Source organism: Angustibacter aerolatus, from assembly GCF_054776675.1.
Genome location: NZ_BAAHBM010000014.1, coordinates 24,873 through 46,428 on the forward strand (window position 1 = coordinate 24,873; position 21,556 = coordinate 46,428).

Sequence of the window (21,556 nt, forward strand, 5' to 3'; positions counted from 1 at the left end):
ACGGCGCGACCCGACCTGGCTCACGGGGCGCTCGAGGGCCCCGGCTCGATGGACCCGGTCGGTTGCCCCGCGTCGTCGACGGCCTGGTGCACGAGCGACGCGACGCGGAGGTCGTCGGCCCAGTGCGGTGCCCCGGGCTCCCCCGCCAGCGCGTCCGCCAGGCCCCGCAGGTGCGCCCACCAGCCCGCGGCCAGCCCCGCCCGCAGGCCGTCGCCGGTGCCGTGCGGCACCCGGTGCTCGAGGCGCAGGAGCGTGGCGCCGCTGCCGTCGGGGTCGGCCGCGAGCTGCACCCGCACCTGGTGCGACCGCGCGTCGTCCGGGTCGTCCCGGTCGCCGAGGTCCTCGCCGAGGTCGTCGCCGTCGGCCGCGTCGTCCGCGTCGTCCGGACCGATGAGCGGTCCGAAGCCGTACGTCGTCTCGAGCAGCTCGCCCGGGCGACACCGGCGCACGGCGCCGTGCGCGTGACCGTCGTCGTAGGCGACCTGCCAGCGGCCACCGTCCCGCAGCCGGCCGGTGACGACGCCGAACCACCCGGCCAGCCCGTCGGCGGTGGTCAGCGCCCGCCACACCAGCAGCGGCGCCGCCGGGACGCGTCGCTCGATCGACACCAGGTCGCCGTGGACGAGGCCGAACCGCTCGTCCGGGCGGGCCGGTCGGGCCCACCAGTCCGCGTGCGGCGCCGCCGTCGACCCGCCGCCGTGGACGTCGGCACCGGTCGCCGTCGGGTCGTCGTCGCGCGGGCCGGCACGGTGCCGACCGGCCTGCTGCGCGTCGCTCGGCGCGACCTCGCGCACGGGGCAGGCGGCCGCCGACGACGCACGGTCCAGCCGGTCGAGGGCCGCCTGCCACCGCAGCGCCGCGGCGCGCGCGTCCGGCACGACGAGCTGCTCGACCTGCAGACGCGACCCGCCGCCGTCTGCCAGCACGCGCAGGTGCAGCACGCAGGTCAGCGCGCCCTGCGCCCACAGCGCCTCGACCAGCGAGGGCGGTTCGGCCCGCAGCACCTCGACGTCCCCGGGGTCGGCGCCCAGCCACCGGCCGATCGCCGCGCCGTCGGCCACGCACGCCCAGAGCTCCGTCGGCGTGGCGGCGAACCGCCGCTCGAGCCGCACCCCGGTGGCCCGGCCCGCGCGCCACAGCTCAGGCACCACCCACCGCCCGGTCCGCTCGTGCACGCCCGGCGCGGTCGCCGCCGCCGGCACGGCCGCCAGCGCCGCCACCGGCACCGGTGCGCGCACCGCTGCTCCGTCGACGCCGGGCGACCTCGGTCTCCAGCGCGTCGAGCCGCTGCTCCCAGGCGCCGTGGTCCGGCTGCGTGACCGCGTCGAGCCAGCCCCGCACCCCGTCGAGCGCGCCCGGCACCAGGGCGTAGACCCGGCGGGCGCCATCGGTCCTCGTCGTCACCAGCCCGGTCTCGCGCAGCACCCGCAGGTGCCGCGAGACCGCCGGCTGGCTCAGACCGAGCCGCTCTCCCAGCAGCGCCACGGCGTCACCGGCCGGGCGCTCCCCGGCAGCCAGCAGCTCGAGCACCATCCGCCGGCCAGGGTCGCTCACCGCCTCGAACACGTCCACGAGACTTGTATATCAGCACAACGTTATATGCGTCCAGCATGATGCATGCAGGTCCGGGAACGCAGGAGCCCGGCCGACCGCTGGGGTCGACCGGGCTCCGGTGCGTGCAGGATCAGAGCGACTTCTGGATGCGCTCCCAGTTCGCCTCGACGTCGTCGAGACCACCGCACATGAAGAACGCCTGCTCGGCGACGTGGTCGTAGTCGCCGTCGCAGATCTTCGTGAAGGCGTCGATCGTCTCGTCGACCGGCACGGTCGAGCCCTCGATGCCGGTGAACTGCTTGGCGACGTAGGTGTTCTGCGAGAGGAAGCGCTGGATGCGACGCGCGCGGTTCACGAGCGTCTTGTCCTCCTCCGACAGCTCGTCGATGCCGAGGATCGCGATGATGTCCTGCAGCTCCTTGTTGCGCTGCAGGATCTGCTTCACGCGGACCGCGGTGTCGTAGTGCGCCTGCGAGATGTACCGCGGGTCGAGGATGCGGCTGGTCGACGTCAGCGGGTCGACCGCCGGGTAGATGCCGAGCGAGGCGATGTCGCGCGACAGCTCCGTCGTGGCGTCGAGGTGCGCGAACGTGGTCGCCGGCGCCGGGTCGGTGTAGTCGTCGGCCGGCACGTAGATCGCCTGCAGCGAGGTGATCGAGTGACCGCGGGTCGAGGTGATGCGCTCCTGCAGCACGCCCATCTCGTCGGCCAGCGTGGGCTGGTAGCCCACGGCGGACGGCATGCGGCCGAGCAGCGTCGACACCTCGGAACCGGCCTGCGTGAACCGGAAGATGTTGTCGATGAACAGCAGCACGTCCTGGTTCTGCACGTCGCGGAAGTACTCCGCCATCGTCAGCGCCGAGAGCGCCACGCGCAGCCGGGTGCCCGGCGGCTCGTCCATCTGGCCGAAGACCAGCGCGGTCTGGCCGAGCACGCCGGCCTCGTCCATCTCCGCGATGAGGTCGTTGCCCTCGCGGGTGCGCTCGCCGACGCCGGCGAACACCGACACGCCACCGTGGTCGCGGGCGACGCGGGCGATCATCTCCTGGATGAGGACGGTCTTGCCGACGCCCGCACCGCCGAACAGGCCGATCTTGCCGCCCTGCACGTACGGGGTGAGCAGGTCGATGACCTTGATGCCGGTCTGGAACATCTCGGTCTTCGACTCGAGCTGGTCGAAGGCCGGCGCCTTGCGGTGGATCGGCCACCGCTCGGTGACCTCCCACTTCTCGTCGGGCTCGAGGTTCAGCACCTGGCCGGTCGCGTTGAACACGTGCCCGAGCGTCTGGTCGCCGACCGGCACCGAGATGCCCTCGCCGGTGTTGCGCACGGACGCGCCGCGCACGAGGCCGTCGGTCGGCTTCATGGCGATGGCGCGCACCATGTTGTCGCCGATGTGCAGCGCGACCTCGAGCACGAGGGTGAGCTGCTCGCCCTGGAGCTCGTAGTCGATCTCGAGCGCGTTGTAGATGTCGGGCAGCTGGCCGGCCGGGAACTCGATGTCGACGACGGGGCCGATCACCCGGGCGATCCGGCCGGTGCCGTGGGTGCCCGTGGCGGGCGCCTCGGTCGTGGTGGCGGTCATGGCGTTCCTTCTCTCAGCTCTCGGCTCCGGCGGAGGCCAGCGCGTCGGCTCCGCCGACGATCTCGCTGATCTCCTGGGTGATCTCTGCCTGACGGGCCTGGTTGGCCAGCCGGGTGTACAGGCGGATGAGGTCCTCGGCGTTGTCGGCCGCGGCCTTCATCTGGCGCTGGCGGGCGGCGTGCTCGCTGGCGGCTGCCTGCAGGAAGCAGTTGAAGATGCGGCTGCCGATGTAGCGCGGCAGCAGCGCGTCGAACACCGACTCGGCGTTCGGCTCGAACTCGTACAGCGGCAGCACGTCGTCGGCGGCGGGCTTCTCCTCGCCCTCCACGACCTCGAGCGGCAGCAGCCGGATGACGTCCGGCTCCTGGGTGACCATGTTGACGAACCGCGTGTAGACCACGTGGATCTCGTCGACGCCGCCACCCTCGGACCCCTTCAGGAACGCGTCGACGAGCACGTCGCCGACCGCCTTCGCGTCGCTGTACTGCGGCGCCTCGCTGAAGCCGGTCCACTCCTGCTCGATGTCGCGCCGGCGGAACCGGTAGAAGGCGACGCCCTTGCGGCCCACGACGTACGGCACCGCCTCGACGCCGCGCTCGCGCAGGTGCTCGGTGAGCCGCTCGCCGGCGCGCAGCGCGTTGGCGGAGTACGCCCCGGCCATGCCCCGGTCGCTGGTGACGATCAGGACGGCAGCGCGCTTGACGTCGCTCTTCTCGGTGATGAGCGGGTGCTCGGTGTGCGAGAAGGTGGCCACGGCCGAGACCGCCCGGGTGATCGCCCGGGCGTACGGCGACGACGCCGCCACCGCCGCTCGCGCCTTGCTGATGCGCGAGGTGGCGATGAGCTCCTGCGCGCTGAAGATCTTCTTCAGCGCCGTCGTCGAGCCGATCCGGTTGCGGTAGACCCGCTGCTGCGCGCCCATGTCAGCGCTTCTGCCGGACGATCTGCTCCTGGTCGACGTCCCCGGCGTCCAGGGCGGCCGCCTCCTCGTGACCGGCCTCGACGCGCGCCTGGTCGCTGGTCTGGAACGTGCGCTTGAAGGCGTCCGTCTCGGACTTCAGCTTGTCGGCGGTGCTGTCCTCGAACTTGCCGGTCTCGCGGATCGTCGTCAGCACGTCGCTGTTGCGGCGCAGGTGGTCGAGCAGGTCGCGCTCGAACTTGCGGACGTCCTCGACGGCGATGTCGTCGAGCTGGCCGGTGGTGCCCAGCCACACCGAGACGACCTGGTCCTCGACGGGGTACGGCGAGTACTGACCCTGCTTGAGCAGCTCCATGAGGCGCTGACCGCGGGACAGCTGCTGGCGCGAGGCGGCGTCGAGGTCGGACGCGAACAGCGCGAACGCCTCCAGCGCGCGGTACTGCGCCAGGTCGATCTTCAGTCGGCCGGAGACCGCCTTCATCGCCTTGGTCTGCGCCGCGCCGCCGACCCGCGACACCGAGACGCCGACGTTGACCGCCGGGCGCTGGTTGGCGTTGAACAGGTCGGACTCGAGGAAGATCTGCCCGTCGGTGATCGAGATGACGTTCGTCGGGATGTAGGCCGAGACGTCGTTGGCCTTCGTCTCGATGAGCGGCAGGCCGGTCATCGAGCCACCGCCCAGCTCGTCGCTGAGCTTCGCGCAGCGCTCGAGCAGCCGCGAGTGCAGGTAGAAGACGTCGCCCGGGTAGGCCTCGCGGCCCGGCGGACGGCGCAGCAGCAGCGACACGGCGCGGTAGGCCTCGGCCTGCTTGCTCAGGTCGTCGAACACGATGAGGACGTGCTTGCCCTCGTACATCCAGTGCTGGCCGATGGCCGAGCCGGTGTAGGGCGCGAGGTACTTGAAGCCGGCCGGGTCGGACGCCGGGGAGGCGACGATGGTCGTGTACTCGAGCGCGCCGGCCTCCTCGAGTGCGCCGCGGATGCCGGCGATCGTCGAGCCCTTCTGGCCGATCGCGACGTAGATGCAGCGCACCTGCTGCTTCGGGTCGCCGGTCTCCCAGAACTGCTTCTGGTTGATGATCGTGTCGATCGCGACCGCGCTCTTGCCGGTCTGGCGGTCGCCGATGATCAGCTGGCGCTGACCGCGGCCGATCGGCGTCATGGCGTCGATGGCCTTGATGCCGGTCTGCAGCGGCTCGTGCACCGACTTGCGCATGACCACCGAGGGGGCCTGCAGCTCGAGCGCGCGGCGCTCGGTGCTCTCGATCTCGCCGAGGCCGTCGATCGGGGTGCCGAGCGGGTCGACCACGCGGCCGAGGAAGTTGTCGCCGACCGGCACGGAGAGGATCTCGCCGGTGCGGTGCACCTCCTGGTCCTCGTCGATGCCGGCGAACTCGCCGAGCACGACGACGCCGATCTCGCGGACGTCGAGGTTGAGCGCGAGGCCCAGCGTGCCGTCCTCGAAGCGGAGCAGCTCGTTCGCCATGACCGAGGGCAGGCCCTCGACGCGGGCGATGCCGTCGCCGGCCTCGGCGACGCGGCCGACCTCCTCGCGCGTGGCGGCACCCGGCTCGTAGGACTGCACGAAGCTGTCCAGTGCGGCCCGGATCTCGTCCGGACGGATCGTGAGCTCCGTCATGGCTTCCTGCCTTCTCTTCGCTGTCGTCGTGCGTGAACTGAGTCTGTGATGGTGCAGGCGGTCAGCGGGTGAAGCGCTGCCGCACGTCGTCCAGCCTGCGCTGGACGGTGCCGTCGAGCACCTGGTCGCCGATCTCGACCCGGACGCCGCCGACGACGGCGGGGTCGACGTCGACCTGCAGCTGGACCGGCTTGCCGAACTGCCGGCGGAGCGCGGCGGCGAGCCGCTCGCGGTGCGCCTCCTCCAGCGGGATCGGGACGATCACCCGGGCGACGAGCTGCTCGCGCCGCTCGGCCGCCAGCTCGCCGTACTGCTCGAGCACGAGGTCGAACCGCTGCCCGCGGGGCGAGAGCACGGCCTGACGCACGAGGCGCAGCGTCTGCGGCGCCACCTTGCCCTCGAGGAGCCGGGTGACCAGCTCGGCCTTGCGGTCGCCGCCGACGCGGCGGTCGGAGAACACCGAGCCGAGCTCGCCGTCACCGGTCACCGTGCGGCGGAAGCGGAACAGCTCGTCCTCGACGGCGTCGAGCCGGCCGGTCGCCTCGGCGTCCGAGAGCACCGTGTCGGCGCCCAGGGTGTCGATGGCGTCAGGCAGGTCGCGGGTGCGCGCCCAGCGGTCGCGCACCAGCCCCGCCACGAGGTCGACGACCTCGGACGGCACCTTGCCCGACAGCAGCCGCTGCACGATCGACGCCTTCTGCTCGCCCTCGGACGACGGGTCGGTCAGCGCCCGCCGGAGCGAGACGTTGGCGTCGAGCAGGTCGGCGACGGCGAACAGCCCGTCGGCGACGGCCGCGTGGTCGCTGCCCGTCCCGGCCAGGAGCGCCCGGAGGCGCTCCCGGGCCGAGGCGAGCGAGCCACGGCTGGCTCCCTGCATCAGGCGTCCCCGCCGACGCCCACGGCGGTGCTGCCGGCGGCAGCCGGTCGCTGGACCTCGACCTCGCCCGCCTCGAGCTCGGCGAGGAACCGCTCGACGGTGCGACGCTGACGCGCCTCGTCCTCGAGCGACTCGCCGACGACCTTCGACGCGAGCTGGGTGGCCAGCGTGCCGACCTCGGCCCGCAGCGTCACCAGCGCCTGCTGGCGCTCGGCGGCGATCTGCGTGTGGGCCTGCTCGATCAGCCGCGCCGAGTCGGACTGCGCCTTCTCCCGCAGCTCGGCCAGGATCTGCGCACCCTCGGCGCGCGCCTCCTCGCGGATGCGGCTCGCCTCCTCGCGGGACTCGGCCAGCTGCGCGCGGTACTGCTCGAGCGCCTGCTGGGCCTCGGCCTGCGCCTTGTCAGCCTGCTCGATCTGCCCCTCGATGGCAGCAGTGCGCTCGGCGTACATGGCCTCGAGGCGCGGGACGACCTTCGACTTCACCACGAAGTAGAGGATCGCGATCGCGATGATGCCGAAGATCAGCTCGCCCGGGTGCGGGATGATCGGGGCCTTGCTGCCCCAGCCCGTGGCCTGGCCTTCTTCGGCCGCCGCGAGGATCCGCGTCGTGAGGTGCACGACTCTCTCCTGTCAGTTCGGTGCGGTCTGGGCGTGGTCTGTCAGCGGAAGACGAACGCGAGCGCCAGACCGAAGATGGCCAGCGCCTCGGCGAGCGCGAAGCCGAGGAACGCGATCGGCTGGAGCATGCCGCGGGCCTCGGGCTGGCGCGCGACGCCGTTGATGTACGCGGCGAAGATCAGGCCGACGCCGATGCCGGGGCCGATGGCCGAGAGGCCGTAGCCGAGGATCGCGATGTTGCCTTCCATGTCGATCTCTTCCTTCTCGTTCGTCGCGGTGGGCGGTCGCCCCCGCGTTCGTGCGGTGCGGGCGTGCGGTCAGTGCTCGTCGGCGAGGGCGCCGGCGATGTAGAGGGCTGCGAGCAGCGTGAAGATGTAGGCCTGCAGGAACTCGACCAGCAGCTCGAAGAGCGTCATCACGAAGGCCATGACGAAGGACACGACGCCGGTCACCTTCAGCCCGATGCCGCCGTGGATCAGCATGTACTCGCCGCCGGTGATGAACAGCACCAGCAGCAGGTGGCCGGCGAACATGTTGCCGAACAGTCGCAGCGCGAGCGTGACCGGCCGGGTGAACAGGTCGGTGATCAGCTCGAGCAGGAAGATCGGCGGGACCATCCCGGCCGGGAGGCCGCCGGGCACCAGCGACTTGAAGTAGCCACCGAAGCCCTTGCGGCGGATGCCGATCACGTGGAAGACGACCCAGACGATGATCGCGAGGACCGCGGGGAACGCGATGCGGCTCATCGTCGGGAACTGCACCGGCGGGATGATGCCGAAGAGGTTGTTCACCAGGATCAGGCAGAACATCGAGAACAGCAGCGGGACGTACTTCAGGAACTCCTTCGACCCGATGACGTCGCGCGCCACGCTGTTGCGCACCAGGCCGTAGGCGCCCTCGACCGCGAGCTGCTTGCGGCTGGGCACGACGGCGAGCTTCTTGGTGCCGGCCACCAGCAGCCAGGCGATCAGCGCGGCCGAGAGCACCAGCACGATCGAGCCGCGGGTGACGGCGAGCGCGCCGTGGCCGAACAGGGGCTGCCAGAAGTCGGCCGTCGAGGGTGCGACGTACTGCTCGTCGGCGGCGACCACCAGGGTCCCGATGCTGCTCACAGCTGCTCCTCACCGGACGGTGCGATGGTCGAGTCGTGCGTGGTGCCCGTGCGCGTCGCGGCCGGGGCCGTGGGCGACGCGGTGGGGCGGTCGGTCGGGGCTGCCTGCTCGGCGCCCGGCGACCGGTCTGCGTGCGTACCGTACCGGAGCCAGACGGTGTAGACCGCCAGGCCCATGCCGGCCACCAGCCCGACGGGCAGCAGGAAGCCCGTGCCCAGGAAGTGGTCGGCGACCCAGCCCAGCCCGCCGTACAGCAGCGGGCCCGCCAGCAGGTACGCCAGGGCGTTGTAGCCCTGGTCGCTCGTGCGCCAGCTGTCGACCCGTCGCTGCGATGCGGCGGAGCGCTCGGTCATGTCGCGCCTGAGGCTATCAACGCCCACCGTCGGCCCCCTGACCCGGCCCGGCAGCACCCGGCACGAGCACCCGCATGCGGGTGAAGGCCCGCATCTCGAAGGCGAGCCAGACCAGCGTGCAGACCACGATCGTGACGCCCAGCGCCTGACCCGAGAGCCAGTCCGCCCCGGACAGCAGCACCAGGGCGACGCCCAGCACGACGAGCTTGGCGGTGTAGACGCCGAGGACCACCGCCATCACGACGGTCGGCTCGAGGTGCGCGGTCGCCCGCATCACCAGCAGGCTGAGTGAGAAGAAGACGAGCACCAGCGCGGCGCCGATCGCAGCCGACCAGGCCGGCTTCGCACCCCAGAACGCCGAGACGACGACGGCGGCCACCCCGACGGCGAGGGTCGGCAGCGCCGAACCGCGCAGCATGCGGTCGAACTGGGCCGCGGTGTCGTCCTCGCGCGCCACGGCGACGCCGCTCGGCGGCGGTGCGGGACGGTCGTCCTCGGCCATCTCGTGGGCCTGCCTTCCGGCGGCTCGGGGGTGGTCAACGGCGGTGCTCCAACGCTTGTGAACGCTATCACAAGCGTCGCTCATCACCGAATCGCCACAACTGCGTGCGTCAGGACCCTATGCGCGGGGTGGCCGTGCGTCGACCCGCGCGCCGCGCGAGCGGCCCGGCGAGCGTGGTCGTCAGCGCGAGCAGGCCCAGCCCGACGACGACCAGCACGGCGTAGCGGGCCGGCACCAGCGCGAACGAGGCGGCGCCCAGCGCGACCACCGCCGTCCAGAGGTAGAGCACGACGACAGCACCGGCGTGGCTGTGGCCCAGCGCGAGCAGCTGGTGGTGCAGGTGCTTGGCGTCGGGGTGGAACGGGCTCTTGCCGGCCCGGGTGCGGCGGACGACGGCCAGCACGAGGTCGAGCAGCGGCACCACCAGCACGGCGAGCGGCATGAGCAGCGGGAACAGGTAGAGCAGGTTCTGCTGCCGCTCGTCGCCGACCGACTGCGGGTCGAGGCTGCCGATGAGCGAGATCGTGGACGCCGAGAGCAGCAGGCCGAGCAGCATCGCCCCGCTGTCGCCCATGAAGATCTTGGCCGGGTTGAAGTTGTGCGGCAGGAACCCCAGGCAGCAGCCGACCAGCGCGGCGGCCACCAGCGACCCGACGGAGAACACGTTGGGCGCGAAGTCCTTCGAGATCGAGTACGAGTACCCGAAGAACGCGATCGCCGCGATGCCCACGATGCCGGCGGCCAGCCCGTCGAGGCCGTCGACGAAGTTCACCGCGTTCATCGTGGTCACGACCACCACCACGGTCAGCACGACGAGCACCGGCGTCGGCAGGTACGTCACGGCGCCCGGCAGCGGGATCGACAGCAGCTGCACGCCCTGCGCGGCCATGATGCCGGCGGCCAGCACCTGCCCGCCCAGCTTGGTGAACGGGTCGAGCCCCCAGACGTCGTCGACCACGCCGAGCAGGCACACCAGTCCCCCGCCGACCAGCACCGCCACCAGGTCGTGGTTCGAACCCACCTGCGAGAGGTACTTCAGCTGCGAGGCGACCGCGATCGCCGCGGCGAACCCGACGAACATCGCCGTGCCGCCCAGCCGCGGGGTCGGCACGGCGTGCACGTCGCGCTCGCGCACGGCGGTCAGCGCGCCGAAGCGGACGGCGAGCGTGCGCACCAGCGGCGTCAGCGTGTACGTCACCACCGCGGCGACGAGCAGGACGAAGAGGTACTCGCGCACGCGGCGACCCCGGCCGGCGGCCGGTCAGCCCCGCGGGTACGCCGGGAAGGCCCCGACCAGCTCGTCGACGCCTGCCCGGACGTCGCGGCTGACGGCCCCCTCGGGGTCGGCGTCGCCCTTGGTCACGGCCCGGCCGATGAGCTCGGCGATCGTGGCCATCTGCTCGGTGCCCATGCCCTGCGTGGTGACCGACGGCGTGCCCACCCGGACGCCGGACGCGACGCTCGGCGGCTGCGGGTCGAACGGGATCGCGTTCTTGTTCAGCACGATGCCGGCGGCGTCGCAGCGGGCCTCGGCGTCCTTGCCGCTGACGCCGGTGCCGGTGAGGTCGAGCAGCGACAGGTGGGTGTCGGTGCCGCCGGTGACCGGGCGCATCCCCTGCTCGGCCAGCCCGGCCGCGAGGGCCTGGCTGTTCTCGATGACCTGGCGCGCGTAGGCCTGGTACTCCGGCTGCAGGCACTCCTTGAAGTTGACCGCCTTCGCGGCGACGGAGTGCATGAGCGGGCCGCCCTGCATCATCGGGAAGACGGCCTTGTCGAGCTTGGCCGCGTGCTCGGCCCTGCACACCAGCGCGCCGCCGCGCGGGCCGCGCAGCACCTTGTGCGTGGTGAAGGTGACGACGTCGGCGTACGGCACCGGGCTGGGGATCGCCTTGCCGGCGACGAGGCCGATGAAGTGCGCGGCGTCGACCATGAGGACGGCGCCCACCTCGTCGGCGATCTGCCGGAAGGCGGCGAAGTCGATGAGCCGCGGGATCGCCGAGCCGCCGCAGATGATCATCTTCGGCCGGTGCTCGCGGGCCAGCTCGCGCACCTGGTCGTAGTCGATGTCCTCCGTCGTCGGGTCGACGCCGTAGCTGACCGCGTTGAACCACTTGCCGCTGAACGAGACCTTCGTGCCGTGGGTCAGGTGCCCGCCGTGCGGCAGGCTCATCGCCAGCACCGTGTCGCCGGGCTGCAGGAACGCCCCGTAGACGGCGATGTTCGCGCTGGCGCCGCTGTGCGGCTGCAGGTTCGCGTGGTCGGCGCCGAAGAGCTCCTTCGCCCGCTCGATGCCGATCTGCTCGGCCTTGTCGACCTCGCTGCACCCGCCGTAGTAGCGGCGTCCGGGGTAGCCCTCGGCGTACTTGTTGCTCAGCGTCGAGCCGAGCGCGGCCAGCACCGCCGGGGACGTGAGGTTCTCGCTCGCGATGAGCTGCAGCCCGCTGCGCAGGCGGTCGAGCTCGGAGACCAGCACGCCCGCGATCTCGGGGTCGGCGGCCTCCAGCTCGTCGAAGTCAGGGCCCCAGAAGGTGTCGGTCATGCCGCGGCTCCAGCGTCGTCATCGGGTCGGGCGGTCTGCGCCGGGTCCGATCCAGGTCGGTCGAGCGCAGCGCACACGCTACTGCGTCGTGCCGACCGTTCAGGCCGGGCCCTCGACGTCGCCCACCAGGGCGCGCAGCCGGTCGAGCCCGATCGGGCCGGCACGCAGCACCCGCGGCACCGCCCCGGTCACGTCGACGATCGTGGAGGCCACGGACGACGTGCTCGGGCCGCCGTCGAGGTACACCCCGACGGCCTCCCCCAGCTGCTCGACGGCCTCGTCGACCGTCGTCGCCGGCGGCTGCCCGGTGCGGTTGGCGCTGGTCACCGCCATCGGACCCGTGCGGTCGAGCAGCGCCAGCGCCACCCGGTGCAGCGGCATCCGCACCGCGACCGTGCCGTCGGTGTCGCCGAGGTCCCAGTGCAGCGACGGCTGCGCGCGGCAGACGATCGTCAGCGGTCCCGGCCAGCACGCCGACACCAGCTCGCGCGCGGCGTCGCTCAGGTCGACCGCCAGCCCGTCGAGGGTGCGGGCGTTCGGCACCAGCACCGGCGGCGGCATGTCGCGCCCGCGGCCCTTGGCGTCGAGCACCGCCTGCACCGCCTGCGGCGAGAACGCGTCGGCACCCACGCCGTACACCGTGTCGGTGGGCAGCACGACGACCTCGCCGCGCTGCACCGCCTCCGCCGCCTGCCGGGTGCCGGTGTCGCGGCCGGTGTCGGTGCGGCAGTCGAAGCGCCTCATCGTCTGCGTCCCTGCGTCACGGGCGACATCCAAACAGACCACCGATGAGTCCGCCGAGAGCGGCCGGTCGAACGGGCATGAGCGAGCACAGCATCGAGACCGACGGCGCGACGATCACCTACGACGTGCACCCGGCTCGCGACGGCAGCATCCGGCGTCCGCCGCTGGTGATGGTCGGGCAGCCGATGACGGCGGAGGGCTTCGGGGCGCTGGCCGCGCGGTTCGGCGAGCGCACCGTGGTGACGTACGACCCGCGAGGTCTGGGACGCAGCCGGCGGCACGACGGACGGATGACCCAGGACCCGGTGGTGCAGGCGGGCGACGTGCTGGCCGTGATCGGTGCGGTGGCCGACGGCCCGGTGGAGGTGTTCGCGAGCAGTGGCGGGGCGGTGACGGCGCTGGCGCTCGTGGAGCGGCACCCCGACGCGGTGTCGACGCTGGTCGCGCACGAGCCGCCCCTGGTGCGGGTGCTGCCGGACGCCGAGCAGGCGGAGCGCGCGCTGCTCCGGGTTCGCGAGGCCTACCTGGCGCGCGGGCGGTGGCACGGCATGGCCGCCTTCCTGGCGATGACGGCGTGGCAGGGCCCGTTCGACGAGCGCTTCGCCGGGCAGCCGGTGCCCGACCCGAGCGCGTTCGGCATGCCGGGCGACGACGACGGCGCGCGCGACGACGAGCTGCTGTCGGACCGCGGCGCGGCGGTGACGACGTACCTGCCGGACGCGCCGGCGCTGCAGGCCGCGGCGACGCGTGTCGTGGTGGCGGTCGGCGCCGAGTCGGCCGGCACCTTCACCGGGCGCACCAGCGAGGCGACCGCCGAGCTGCTCGGCCGGCGGGCGACGGTCTTCCCCAGCCACCACGGCGGGTTCCTCGACCCGGCGACCGGCTACGGCGGCGACCCCGACGCGTTCGCCGCGCGGCTGCGCGAGGTGCTCGACGCCGCGGCGTAGCCGTCAGGCGCGGACGGCGGTGACGTAGCGCGGTCGGCCGGTCAGGTCGGCGTGCCCGGCGGCGTCGCGCCACGGGCCGGCCTGCAGCACGGCGAGCAGCGCCGCCTGCTGGACGTCGGCGTGCTCGACGACGACCGCTCCGCCGGGCCGCAGCAGGCGCGCCGCGGCGGCGACCACCAGCCGGGGCACGGCGAGGCCGTCCGCTCCCCCGCCGTACAGCGCCACCTCGGGGTCGTGGTCGCGCACCTCGGGGTCGTGCGGCACCGCGCCCGGCGGCACGTACGGCGGGTTGCTGACCACCACGTCGACCGTGCCGTCGAGGTCGGCGAAGGCGGACGACGCGTCGCCGAGGCGCAGCTCGACCGAGGGTGCGAGCGCCGCGAGGTTCTGGGCGGCCCAGGCGTGCGCCTCGGGCGACAGCTCGACGGCGTGCACGCGGGCACCCGGGCGCTCGACGGCGACCGCGGCGGCGATCGCACCCGAGCCCGTGCAGAGGTCGACCACCACCGGCTCCGCGAGGCCGGACGTCGCGTCCAGGGCCGCCTGCGCGACGACCTCCGTCTCGGGGCGGGGCACGAAGACGCCGGGTCCGACGGCCAGCACGAGGTCGCGGAAGGGGGCCGTGCCGGTCAGGTGCTGCAGCGGCACGCGCCGGGCGCGCTCGTCGACCAGCGCCTCGAAGCGCTCACCCAGCTCGAGCACGTCGCCGCGGGCCGCTGCCAGGGCGACCTGCGGGCGGGGCACCCCGAGCACGAACGCCGCAAGCACCTCGGCGTCGTGGCGCGGGCTCGGCACCCCGGCGTCCGCGAGGCGCGACGCGGCGGCCCGCAGCGTGGCGGGCAGGCTCACGCGCCCTGGCCGACGTCGGCCATCCGCGCCGCCTCGTCGGCCTCGACCGCCGACTGCACGACCGGTCCGAGGTCGCCGTCGAGCACGGCGTCGAGGTTGTACGACTTGTAGCCGGTGCGGTGGTCGGAGATGCGGTTCTCCGGGTAGTTGTACGTGCGGATCCGCTCGGAGCGGTCGACGGTGCGCACCTGGCTGCGCCGTGCGGCGCTCGCCTCGGCGGCCGCCTGCTCCTGCGCGAGCGCGTGCAGCCGCGCCCGCAGGATGCGCAGCGCCTGCTCCCGGTTCTGCAGCTGGCTCTTCTCGTTCTGGCACGAGGCGACCACGCCGGTCGGCAGGTGCGTGATGCGCACCGCGGAGTCGGTCGTGTTCACGCTCTGCCCGCCGGGCCCCGACGAGCGGTAGACGTCGATGCGCAGGTCGTTGGGGTCGATGACCAGCTCGACCTCCTCGTCGGGCTCGGGCATCACGAGCACACCGGCGGCGGAGGTGTGGATGCGGCCCTGCGACTCGGTCACCGGCACCCGCTGCACGCGGTGCACGCCGCCCTCGAACTTCAGCCGCGACCAGACGCCCTCGCCCGGGGCCGGCGTGCCGCGCGCGCGCACCGACACCGACACGTCCTTGTACCCGCCGAGGTCGGACTCGGTGGCGTCGAGCACCTCGGTGGCCCAGCCCTGCTGCTCGGCGAACCGCAGGTACATGCGCAGCAGGTCGCCGGCGAACAGCGCCGACTCCTCGCCGCCCTCGCCGGCCTTGACCTCGAGGATGACGTCGCGGTCGTCGTCCGGGTCGCGGGGCACCAGCAGCCGGCGCAGCTTCTCGGCCGCGGCGTCGGCGGTCTCGCGCAGCGCCGGCAGCTCCTCGCGGAACGACGCGTCGTCGCGCGCGAGCTCGGTCGCGGTCTCGAGGTCGTCGCGGGCGGCCCGCAGCGCCTGCGCGGCCTGCACCACCGGCGTCAGCTCGGCGTAGCGGCGGCCGAGCCGGCGGGCCAGCGACTGGTCGGCGTGCACGGCGGGGTCGGCGAGGCGCCCCTCCAGCTCGTGGTGCTCCTCGACCAGCACCTGCGCGGCGTCCAGCACGTGCGACCTCCCGTTCGTCCGTTCGACCTGCGGAGACGACGATGCCGGCGTCCCCACGATCGGGGACGCCGGCAGTCGGGTGCGCTAGTTGCTGGGCGTGGCCTTCGAGCCCTGCTTGCCGTAGCGCGCCTGGAACCGGGCCACGCGGCCGCCGGTGTCCATGAGCTTCTGCTTGCCCGTGTAGAACGGGTGGCACTGGCTGCAGACGTCGGCGTTGATCTTGCCGGACGTCGCGGTGCTGTGCGTCGTGAACTGGGCGCCGCAGGTGCAGGTGACCAGCGTCTCGACGTACTGGGGGTGGATGTCCTTGCGCATGGGTTGGGTCGCTCCTCAGCGTGTGATCGGCCCCGGGTCGCCTCGTGGCGGCTGCCTCGGACGTGAACCGGAACCAGCGGACCATTCTGCCAGACCCTGCCGGGCCCGGTGTCCAGTGCTCTCAACGGCGGGTGCGGGGCGCGCATTCCGCGCCCCGCACCGCCGGTGGGTCAGTCCTCGTCGGAGCCGCTGCGACCGCCGGTGAGCGGCGTCGTCTTCTGCACCTGCATGAGGAACTCGGTGTTCGACTTCGTCTCGCGCAGCTTCGACAGCAGCAGCTCGACGGCCTGCTGCGAGTCGAGCGCCGTGAGCACCCGCCGCAGCTTCCAGTTCACCGCCAGCTCCTCGCGGCCGAGCAGGATCTCCTCGCGACGCGTGCCCGAGGGGTTCACGTCGACGGCCGGGAAGATGCGCTTCTCCGCCAGGCGCCGGTCGAGCCGCAGCTCCATGTTCCCGGTGCCCTTGAACTCCTCGAAGATGACCTCGTCCATCTTGGAGCCGGTGTCGACCAGCGCCGTGGCGAGGATCGTCAGCGAGCCGCCGTGCTCGATGTTGCGCGCCGCGCCGAAGAACCGCTTCGGCGGGTACAGCGCGCTCGAGTCGACACCGCCGGACATGATCCGGCCGCTGGCTGGGGCCGCCAGGTTGTAGGCGCGGCCGAGGCGGGTGATCGAGTCGAGCAGGACGACGACGTCGTGACCCATCTCGACCAGGCGCTTGGCCCGCTCGATCGCCAGCTCGGCGACGGTGGTGTGGTCGCTGGCGGGACGGTCGAACGTCGAGGCGATGACCTCGCCCTTCACCGCCCGCTGCATGTCGGTGACCTCCTCGGGGCGCTCGTCGACGAGCACGACCATGAGGTGGACCTCGGGGTTGTTCACGCTGATCGCGTTGGCGATGGCCTGCAGGATCAGCGTCTTGCCGGCCTTGGCCGGGCTGACGATGAGGCCGCGCTGGCCCTTGCCGATCGGGGCGACCAGGTCGATGATCCGCGTCGTCGCGATGCCCGGCTCGGTCTCGAGCCGCAGCCGCTCCTGCGGGTAGAGCGGCGTGAGCTTGCCGAACTCGACCCGCTGCTTCGCCTCGTCGGGCGTCTGGCCGTTCACCGTGTCGAGCCGCACCAGGGCGTTGAACTTGTCGCGCGCCTTGTTGCTGGCCGGGTTGCCCTGCGGCTCGCCGTCGCGCGGCTGCTTCACCGCGCCGGTGACCGCGTCGCCCTTGCGCAGGCCGTAGCGGCGCACCTGCTGCAGCGAGACGTAGACGTCGTTCGGGCCCGGCAGGTAGCCGGACGTGCGCACGAACGCGTAGCTGTCGAGCACGTCGACGATGCCGGCGACGGGCAGCAGCACGTCGTCGTCGCCGACCTCCGGCTCGCGCTCGCTGATCGGCGCACCCTGCTCGTCGCGACCACCGCGGCGCTTGCGGTCGCGGTAGCGCGAGCGACGGCGCCGGCCGCCGCCCTCCTCGTCGTCGTCGTACGCGCCGTTGTTCCGGTCGTTCCGGTCGTTCCGGTCGGTGCGGTCGGTGCGGTCGGTGCGGTCGGTGCGGTCGGTGCGGTCGTTCCGGTCGGTGCGCTCGGCCCGGTCGGTGCGGTCGGTGCGCTCGCCCCGGTCGTTCCGGTCGCCACGCTGGCGGTCCGGGCGCTGGCGGTCCTGGCGCTCGCCACCCTGCTGACGGTCACCCTGCTGGCGGTCACCCTGCTGACGGTCCTGGCGGTCGCCGTCCTGGCGCTCGCCCTGCTGGCGCTCGCCCTGCTGGCGGTCCTGACGCTCGCCGCGCTGACGGTCCTGACGGCTGGTGCGGTCGGGCCGATCGGAGCGGTCGTCGCGCTGCGCCGGGCGCTCCTGCGCGGGCTCGCCCTGCGGCAGCTGCTCCTGCTGCGCCGCCTGGCGGTCGGCGGTCGGCTGCTGCACGGGCAGCGCCTCGCGGACGGCCTCGCGGACGGCGTCCCGGGCGGCCTCGCGCTCGGTGCCGGAGGTGCTGGCGGAGCCGGAGGTGCTGGTGGCGGCGGTGTCGCCACCGGTGCCGCCCGACGTGCGGGCCGAGCCGTTCGAGCCGTTCGAGCCGTTCGAGCCGTTCGAGCCGTTCGAGCCGATGGCGGCGATCAGGTCGCTCTTGCGCATGCGGCCGGTGCCGCGGATGCCGAGCCCGGAGGCGATCGCCTGCAGCTCGGCGAGCTTCTTGCTCGCCAGCCCACCACCGCGGGTCGCGCCCTCGTCGCCGGAAGCCGGCACGACAGGACGCTCAGTGGTCTCGGTCAAGTGTTCCTCTTCCCCTCGTCGCCGCGCCGGGCCTGGTGCCCCGCGGCGTCCATCCGCTCCCGGCGGGGTGCCTGGGAACGGGTTGTCACCCTGCGGGTTCGACGGACCGCGCCGGAGATGGACGGAGTCGTCGGTACCGCGTCCCACCGGACCGGGCGAGCCGAGCTCGCCCCTACGAGGGGAGGGAGTGACTGCGCGGCGCTCGACCCACCTGCACGGATCGAGACCTGCTGCGCTCGATCACCATAACACCGACGGGCGCCCGGCGTGTTCCGCCGTCCGGGTCAGCGCGTCGGCGGGTCGGCCACCCGCACGACACCCTGGCGGTGCACGGCGAGGTGCAGGAGGCGCCAGTCACCCTCGGCGCCGGCGACGGCACGCTGGGCGACGGCGCGGTCGGCGTCGAGCCGGTCGGTCGTCGTGAGCACGAGCACGGTCGGGCCGGCGCCCGACACCACGGCCGCGGCACCCTGCGCACGAAGGGCGTGCACCAGACCGAGCGTCGCCGGCATCGCGGCGGCGCGCTGGCGCTGGTGCAGCCGGTCGTCGGTGCCTGCGAGCAGCAGGTCCGGCCGGGCGCGCAGCGCCTCGACCAGCACCGCGGTGCGGGCGACGTTCGCGGCCGCGTCCTCGTGGCTGACGCTGGCCGGCAGCACCGAGCGGGCGTGGTGGGTGGCCAGCCGCGACGTCGGCACGGCGGCGAGGGCCGTCAGCTCGGGGTGCGGCTCGACGCGCACCGCGTGCGGCCCGTGCTCGTCGGTCCAGGCCACGGTGCCCCCGCCGAGCAGCGCGTCCGCGGCGTTGTCGGGGTGCCCCTCGAGCGAGGTCGCCACGCGCAGGGCCAGGTCGTCGTCGAGCTCGGCCGCCGACGCACCCGGCAGCAGGCCGCGGGCCAGCTCGACGCCCGCGACGACCGCCGCGGCCGAGGAGCCGAGGCCACGCCCGTGCGGGATCGCGTTGCGGCACACCAGGTGCAGCCCCACCGGCTGCTCGGCGCCGACCGCGTCGAGGGCTCGGCGCAGCGCGCGCACCACCAGGTGCTCGTCGCCGTCCGGTACCTCGTCGCCGCCCTCGCCCTCGGCGACGACCCGGGTCGGGCCGTCGACCACGGTGGCGCGGACGTCGTCGTGCAGGTCGAGCGCCAGCCCCAGGCTGTCGAAGCCGGGGCCGAGGTTCGCGCTGGTGGCGGGCACCAGCACGCGGGCGCTGCCGCCGACGCGGACCACCGGCTGCCCGCTCACCCCTCGAGACCGAGTGCGCGCGCCACGGTCACGGCGTCTGCCGGCACCCGCACCGGCTCGATGTCGGCACCGTCGACGGTGCGCAGCGCCCACTGGGGGTCCTTCAGGCCGTGCCCGGTCACCGTGACCACGATGCGCTGGCCCGGCTCGACGCCGCCGGCCCGGTGCACCTGCAGCAGGCCCGCGACGCCCGCCGCGGACGCGGGCTCGACGAAGACGCCCTCCTTGCTCGACAGGAAGCGGTGCGCCGCGAGGATCTGGCCGTCGTCGACCGCCTCGATGCGGCCGCCGCTGTCGTCGCGGGCGGCCTCGGCCTGCTTCCACGACGCGGGGTTGCCGATGCGGATGGCCGTCGCCACGGTCTCCGGCTCGTCGACGGGGTGGCCCAGCACGAGCGGCGCGGCGCCGGCCGCCTGGAAGCCCCACATGCGCGGGGTCCGCGTGGCCGGGCCCGGTCGCGCGGCATCGACCGCGTACTCGCGGTAACCCTTCCAGTACGCCGTGACGTTGCCCGCGTTGCCCACCGGCAGGCAGTGCACGTCCGGGGCGTCGCCGAGGGCGTCGACGACCTCGAACGCCGCCGTCTTCTGCCCCTCGATGCGAGCGGGGTTGACCGAGTTCACGAGCTCGACGGGGTAGGCCTCGGCGAGCTTGCGGGCGACCGTCAGGCAGTCGTCGAAGTTGCCGTCGACCTGCAGCAGCGTCGCACCGTGCGCGATGGCCTGGCTCAGCTTGCCGAGGGCGATCTTGCCGTCCGGCACCAGCACGCCGCAGGTCATGCCCGCCGCCACCGCGTAGGCCGCGGCCGACGCCGAGGTGTTGCCCGTGCTGGCGCAGATGACCGCCTTCGCGCCGCGCTGCGCGGCGGCCGAGATGGCCATGGTCATGCCGCGGTCCTTGAACGACCCGGTCGGGTTCATGCCCTCGACCTTCAGCCACACCTCGCAGCCGGTCAGCGACGACAGGTGCCGGGCGCGCACCAGCGGGGTGCCGCCCTCGCCGAGCGTCACGACCGGCGTGCGGTCGTCGACCGGCAGGCGGTCGCGGTACTCCTCGATCACGCCTCGCCACTGGTGCGCCACCGCTACTCCCCCTCGACCCGCATGACGGATGCCACGGCCTCGACGACGTCGAGGTCCGCGAGCGCCTCGACGGTCGCCGAGAGCGCCGCGTCGCTGGCCTGGTGCGTCACCACGACGAGGGCCGCGCGCGACCGCTCGCCGTCCGGGCCGGGCACGAGCTGCTGCCGGACCGTCTCGATCGACACCTCGTGCCGTGCGAACACCTGCGCGACCGCCGCGAGCACGCCCGGCCGGTCGGCCACGTCGAGGCTGACGTGGTACCTGGTGCGGGTGCGGCCCATCGGCAGCACCGGCAGGTCGGCGTAGGCGGACTCCCCCGGTCCGCGACCGCCGAGCACCCGGTGCCTGGCCACCGCGACGACGTCGCCGAGCACCGCGCTCGCGGTCGGCTCGCCGCCGGCGCCACGGCCGTAGAACATCAGCCCGCCGGCGGACTGCGCCTCGACGAACACGGCGTTGAAGGCCTCGCGGACGCCGCCCAGCGGGTGCCGCCGCGGGATCATCGCCGGGTGCACCCGCACCGAGACGCCCTCGGTGCCGTCGTCGTCGACGACCCGCTCGCAGATCGCCAGCAGCTTCACGACGGCGTCCATCTCGCGGGCGGCGGCGATGTCGGCCGCCGTGACCTCGGAGATGCCCTCGCGGTAGACCGCGGACGCCGGCACCCGGGTGTGGAAGGCGAGCGAGGCGAGGATCGCGGCCTTGGCCGCCGCGTCGAAGCCGTCGACGTCGGCGGTGGGGTCGGCCTCGGCGTACCCGAGCTCCTGCGCCTGCTCGACCGCCTCGGCGAAGCCGGCCCCGGTGACGTCCATCTGGTCGAGCACGTAGTTGGTGGTGCCGTTCACGATGCCGAGCACGCGGTGCACGCGGTCGCCGGCGAGCGACTCGCGCAGCGGCCGCACCAGCGGGATGGCCGCCGCGACCGCCGCCTCGAAGTAGAGGTCGACGCCGTGCGCCTCGGCCGCCTCGAACAGGGTCGGGCCGTCGTCGGCGAGCAGCGCCTTGTTGCCGGTGACCACCGACGCGCCGTGCTCGACCGCGCGCAGCAGCAGCGAGCGCGCCGGCTCGATGCCGCCGATGAGCTCGACGACGACGTCGGCGCGGGTGACCAGCTCGTCGGCGTCGGTGGTGAACAGCTCGTCCGGCAGCCGGGTGGCCGAGCGGTCGCGTCCGAGCCGGCGCACCGCGACGCCCACGACCTCGAGCCGGCGGCCGACGCGGGCGGTGAGCTCGTCGGCCTCTTCGACGAGCAGCCGGGCGACCTGGGTGCCCACCGTGCCGCAGCCGAGCAGCGCGACGCGCAGCGGCGGCCCGGTCGGGTCGGTGGGCTGCACGGGT

General features: G+C 73.5%; 22 protein-coding genes. 1 reads left to right on the forward strand and 21 read right to left on the reverse strand.

Annotation, left to right across the window (positions count from 1 at the left end):
* Positions 1–20: 20 nt before the first annotated feature.
* The 14 genes from ACYVI6_RS05565 to ACYVI6_RS05630 all read right to left on the reverse strand — a co-directional run bounded on the left by ACYVI6_RS05565 (position 21) and on the right by ACYVI6_RS05630 (position 12,444).
* Complete coding sequence (locus ACYVI6_RS05565; protein ID WP_460445419.1) at positions 21–1,151, reverse strand: SRPBCC domain-containing protein; 1,131 nt, start codon at positions 1,149–1,151, stop codon at positions 21–23.
* Entirely contained in the window at positions 1,141–1,572 is a 432-nt protein-coding gene (locus tag ACYVI6_RS05570) for an ArsR/SmtB family transcription factor (RefSeq protein WP_460445420.1), read from the reverse strand. Before ACYVI6_RS05570 ends, ACYVI6_RS05565 begins: the two co-directional genes overlap by 11 nt.
* A gap of 112 nt (positions 1,573–1,684) precedes the next feature.
* Positions 1,685–3,139: a F0F1 ATP synthase subunit beta gene (gene atpD, locus ACYVI6_RS05575; protein WP_460445421.1), complete on the reverse strand. Its 1,455-nt coding sequence runs from the start codon at positions 3,137–3,139 to the stop codon at positions 1,685–1,687.
* A gap of 13 nt (positions 3,140–3,152) precedes the next feature.
* Positions 3,153–4,061, reverse strand: coding sequence for a F0F1 ATP synthase subunit gamma (locus ACYVI6_RS05580; protein ID WP_460445422.1), 909 nt, complete (start codon positions 4,059–4,061; stop codon positions 3,153–3,155).
* A gap of 1 nt (position 4,062) precedes the next feature.
* The gene (gene atpA, locus ACYVI6_RS05585) at positions 4,063–5,697 is read right to left on the reverse strand and encodes a F0F1 ATP synthase subunit alpha (RefSeq protein ID WP_460445423.1); all 1,635 of its coding nucleotides are present in this window, start codon (positions 5,695–5,697) and stop codon (positions 4,063–4,065) included.
* Between the two features lie 61 nt (positions 5,698–5,758).
* Complete coding sequence (locus ACYVI6_RS05590) at positions 5,759–6,574, reverse strand: F0F1 ATP synthase subunit delta (RefSeq protein ID WP_460445424.1); 816 nt, start codon at positions 6,572–6,574, stop codon at positions 5,759–5,761.
* A complete protein-coding gene (locus tag ACYVI6_RS05595; protein WP_460445425.1) occupies positions 6,574–7,194 on the reverse strand; it encodes a F0F1 ATP synthase subunit B in 621 nt (206 codons plus the stop codon). Before ACYVI6_RS05595 ends, ACYVI6_RS05590 begins: the two co-directional genes overlap by 1 nt.
* 41 nt (positions 7,195–7,235) lie before the next feature.
* Positions 7,236–7,442 carry an ATP synthase F0 subunit C gene (gene atpE, locus ACYVI6_RS05600; protein ID WP_284290238.1) on the reverse strand — a complete coding sequence of 69 codons (207 nt, stop codon included), beginning with the start codon at positions 7,440–7,442 and terminating at the stop codon, positions 7,236–7,238.
* Between the two features lie 69 nt (positions 7,443–7,511).
* Positions 7,512–8,306 carry a F0F1 ATP synthase subunit A gene (gene atpB / locus ACYVI6_RS05605; RefSeq protein WP_460445426.1) on the reverse strand — a complete coding sequence of 265 codons (795 nt, stop codon included), beginning with the start codon at positions 8,304–8,306 and terminating at the stop codon, positions 7,512–7,514.
* Positions 8,303–8,659, reverse strand: a complete 357-nt coding sequence (locus ACYVI6_RS05610; protein WP_460445427.1) for an AtpZ/AtpI family protein — start codon at positions 8,657–8,659, stop codon at positions 8,303–8,305. The genes atpB and ACYVI6_RS05610 overlap by 4 nt, the downstream gene beginning before the upstream one ends.
* A gap of 16 nt (positions 8,660–8,675) precedes the next feature.
* Positions 8,676–9,161, reverse strand: a complete 486-nt coding sequence (locus tag ACYVI6_RS05615) for a hypothetical protein (RefSeq protein ID WP_460445428.1) — start codon at positions 9,159–9,161, stop codon at positions 8,676–8,678.
* A 109-nt stretch (positions 9,162–9,270) separates the two neighbouring features.
* Positions 9,271–10,398 carry a glycosyltransferase family 4 protein gene (locus ACYVI6_RS05620; RefSeq protein WP_460445429.1) on the reverse strand — a complete coding sequence of 376 codons (1,128 nt, stop codon included), beginning with the start codon at positions 10,396–10,398 and terminating at the stop codon, positions 9,271–9,273.
* 24 nt (positions 10,399–10,422) lie between these two features.
* A complete protein-coding gene (locus ACYVI6_RS05625) occupies positions 10,423–11,700 on the reverse strand; it encodes a serine hydroxymethyltransferase (protein WP_460445430.1) in 1,278 nt (425 codons plus the stop codon).
* Positions 11,701–11,799: 99 nt separating this feature from the next.
* Positions 11,800–12,444: an L-threonylcarbamoyladenylate synthase gene (locus ACYVI6_RS05630; protein WP_460445431.1), complete on the reverse strand. Its 645-nt coding sequence runs from the start codon at positions 12,442–12,444 to the stop codon at positions 11,800–11,802.
* A gap of 77 nt (positions 12,445–12,521) precedes the next feature.
* Between ACYVI6_RS05630 and ACYVI6_RS05635 the strand changes: the two genes are divergently transcribed.
* The gene (locus ACYVI6_RS05635) at positions 12,522–13,391 is read left to right on the forward strand and encodes an alpha/beta fold hydrolase (RefSeq protein WP_460445432.1); all 870 of its coding nucleotides are present in this window, start codon (positions 12,522–12,524) and stop codon (positions 13,389–13,391) included.
* Positions 13,392–13,394: 3 nt separating this feature from the next.
* Here ACYVI6_RS05635 and prmC read toward each other — a convergent pair whose 3' ends face one another.
* The 7 genes from prmC to ACYVI6_RS05670 all read right to left on the reverse strand — a co-directional run bounded on the left by prmC (position 13,395) and on the right by ACYVI6_RS05670 (position 21,552).
* Positions 13,395–14,240 carry a peptide chain release factor N(5)-glutamine methyltransferase gene (gene prmC, locus ACYVI6_RS05640; RefSeq protein WP_460445433.1) on the reverse strand — a complete coding sequence of 282 codons (846 nt, stop codon included), beginning with the start codon at positions 14,238–14,240 and terminating at the stop codon, positions 13,395–13,397.
* Positions 14,237–15,319 carry a peptide chain release factor 1 gene (gene prfA / locus ACYVI6_RS05645; protein ID WP_460445434.1) on the reverse strand — a complete coding sequence of 361 codons (1,083 nt, stop codon included), beginning with the start codon at positions 15,317–15,319 and terminating at the stop codon, positions 14,237–14,239. Before prfA ends, prmC begins: the two co-directional genes overlap by 4 nt.
* Positions 15,320–15,403: 84 nt before the next feature.
* Entirely contained in the window at positions 15,404–15,634 is a 231-nt protein-coding gene (gene rpmE, locus ACYVI6_RS05650; protein WP_284290227.1) for a 50S ribosomal protein L31, read from the reverse strand.
* Positions 15,635–15,804: 170 nt separating this feature from the next.
* Positions 15,805–17,868, reverse strand: a complete 2,064-nt coding sequence (gene rho, locus ACYVI6_RS05655; RefSeq protein WP_460445435.1) for a transcription termination factor Rho — start codon at positions 17,866–17,868, stop codon at positions 15,805–15,807.
* 311 nt (positions 17,869–18,179) lie between these two features.
* Positions 18,180–19,136, reverse strand: a complete 957-nt coding sequence (gene thrB / locus ACYVI6_RS05660) for a homoserine kinase (RefSeq protein WP_460445436.1) — start codon at positions 19,134–19,136, stop codon at positions 18,180–18,182.
* Positions 19,133–20,218 carry a threonine synthase gene (gene thrC, locus ACYVI6_RS05665; protein WP_460445437.1) on the reverse strand — a complete coding sequence of 362 codons (1,086 nt, stop codon included), beginning with the start codon at positions 20,216–20,218 and terminating at the stop codon, positions 19,133–19,135. Before thrC ends, thrB begins: the two co-directional genes overlap by 4 nt.
* A gap of 2 nt (positions 20,219–20,220) precedes the next feature.
* Entirely contained in the window at positions 20,221–21,552 is a 1,332-nt protein-coding gene (locus ACYVI6_RS05670; protein ID WP_460445438.1) for a homoserine dehydrogenase, read from the reverse strand.
* Positions 21,553–21,556 lie beyond the last annotated feature (4 nt).